This is a genomic window from Eggerthella sp. BIOML-A4 (assembly GCF_009875575.1).
GTDB classification, from domain to species: domain Bacteria; phylum Actinomycetota; class Coriobacteriia; order Coriobacteriales; family Eggerthellaceae; genus Eggerthella; species Eggerthella lenta.
Genome location: NZ_WWRX01000031.1, coordinates 1 through 2,650 on the forward strand (window position 1 = coordinate 1; position 2,650 = coordinate 2,650).

Here is a 2,650-nt window from a genome sequence, read left to right on the forward strand (position 1 = left end):
TTTTTATGTTTATCTCTAGTATTACTCTTTAGACAAAAAAATTGTAGTAAGAACTATTCATAGAGTGAATCGAAAACAATACGAAAATGTAAACATTTCCTATACGTAGTATATAGAGACAAAATAGAAGAAACCGTTCATAATTTTCTGACCAATGAAGAATCATCAACGCTATCACTTTCTGTTCATAAAGTATGCGCAATCCACATCGGTATAGAATATAATCGGGGATGCCTTTATCTTGAAAAAATGCACCCGCAGCTTCGCTAGTAATCAGTAAACGCGGGAAGTGGAGTCAGGCTTTTTTTATGGAAGAGAAAATAGACACCAAAGTAGCCTTCTTCTAACCTTAACGGACCTACAGTGCAAAAAGTTATCAAGAGACTGCATTATAGAGCGCACAAAGGAGAAAAAAAAGTAATCTAAGATGCTTTGTTAGAAAAATAGCGCTCTCGGGATGCATTTTTGTAGAACAAAAAAGAAGTATAGATTCTTTGTTGGTAAAATAGCGCTCTCGCGTTGCATTTCTGTTCTGTAAAAATGCAGCTCAGATTCTTTGTTTGAAAAATTAGCGCTCTCGCGTTGCATTTTTGTTCTACAAAATGAAGCACAGATGCTTCGTTAACAAAGATATGCTATTGAAGTGCAAGATGGAAACGCAGAAAATGAACCGGGGATGCGACGTGCAAGATTACCTATGCAATAGATGCAATAGTTTCTCCAGGAACCGAAATACATACATTGTCTTCCGTAAAGCGCTAGACTATATATTATTATACAGGTTCAAATATACTATCTGTTTCAGGGAAAACTCCCAGGTTCGGATGTTCAAAATTCAATGATGGGTAACAAGTACGATCGTAAATCTGTAAAACAGTTTGTCGGATATTAGGCTGTATCTCCTCAAAGCGTATTCGAATATCATTGAGAAGCTGCAGCGTCACATCGGATAATAATGATGGCAGCCATTGTAGAAGTGCCTTTTGCATTTCTAGTCTCTTTCTCGGTCTAGCTAGTTTTACTACATCGCGAAGATAGAATCTTAGATCACACTGCCTTTGCTGAGCTGGATCAATAGAGTAACAAAAGAGTGGTAAGGCCTCGTTAAAGGACAAGGACCTGAGCGGAAGTGTATCGTACAGTAGACGGAGTATACTAGTATAGTCTATAGTCCGTGGAATTCTAAGTGCCAGCTTTATAATGTCATTCTCCTTACTACAGACCCGCCTGAAAGTAGACACATCATCATCAGTAAGCTTTGACAAAAAGCATTGAGTAGCTAACTCTTCTATGCAATCTATAGCTGTTTTATAAGGCATTCAATGGACAGATTGAGGTTTTTGAAACATACTAGTGAAATTAGCCTTAATCCCTTCTCGAAGTTAATCATGCATTATGGTGTAAAAAATGCAACTCGCGTTGCTCTACTTTTTCCCGAATTTCCAAATACGCAGCTGGGGTGATTGCTCGATTTCGTAACGAAAGTTTTGTTTATAAAAACCGCGAAAACCTTCTGTAACAGATAGATTTTTACAGCGCTGATATACAATGACATCAGCTGTAATGGAAAATAACTGAAATATGAATGGCGAGAGACTGCTTGTTTGTATTAAGCAATGTATTATGCAGCACTTCCAACCTATGGTGTACGATGAAAGTAGGTGTGTAATCGAGACGACAAGGGGGACTTTTCCAGTTCCTGACAATTATAAGAAATACAAAACGTTAGCATTTGCATTTGTTGGACATGTACTGAATACAGACGACACACCGGTAATTGAAAAAGAACTGGATTGGCCTGATCCTGCACTAGTGTACAATACAATTGTCGATCGAATCATAAATCACCCAGAATTATCACAGTTTATATCGGTTGCATTTATTAGTCAGTTAAAGGCCACCATCGGAGAGGGTTTAGATATTAATGTAAAAGGCACGCTAAACCGCAGGGGAAAGGGTATCAGAAGGCCTAAAGGCGTATTTTTTAGATACATGGAATCTCCATTTGTCAATGCAAAGGTCACTGCATTCTTCTCTTATCTTCGAGATTATAATAAAATTGCCTCAGAATATCACAATAATACTAAATTCATTCTCACGTTTTCATGTCAAGCATATTGGGCATCTGGCCCAAACTTCTCCGCCTTGAAGAATGTTATTAGGTGCTCCATAATTCATGAATACATTTCTAAGTTTGTGGAAAGAGAACAGGATAAAGGTCATATAGGAGATCAGGAGCTACCGCCTGAAGAGGACCCTTCTCGTGAACTAAACAATGTACAACATGAAGTCAATAGTTTAACGGAACAAGATGCGGAGGCGGATGAAGGATTGTGGGGTGAAATAGATTCATTATGTGAAAAATGGCAGTCTGAAGCGGAAGATCAAACTGAGGCGGAGATAATAGCCGACAGGATAATTGGAAATAGCCAGAGGATGGCGAACCTCAAAATTCGTCGTACAAAGTTCAAAAGTGTCTTGTATCATATACTAAAGGAACTAATTCAATCTCAGGGAACCGTAAAGGTTTATCGCGGTAGTAGTTTTTCACACGATTCGATAAAGATAAGCTTACATTATGAAGAGCAGCATATTACAGCCGTATGGGTCTACTTGACAGTAAAATTTGAAGAGCATTGGAAGCCTGTTG

The 2,650-nt window shown here is 38.3% G+C and carries 1 protein-coding gene; it reads left to right on the plus strand.

Features of this window, described 5'->3' with window-relative positions; all coding sequences use genetic code 11:
• Positions 1–1,623 precede the first annotated feature (1,623 nt).
• On the plus strand, positions 1,624–2,650 hold a 1,027-nt coding region (locus GT613_RS15145; RefSeq protein WP_161171192.1), incomplete at its 3' end, for a hypothetical protein.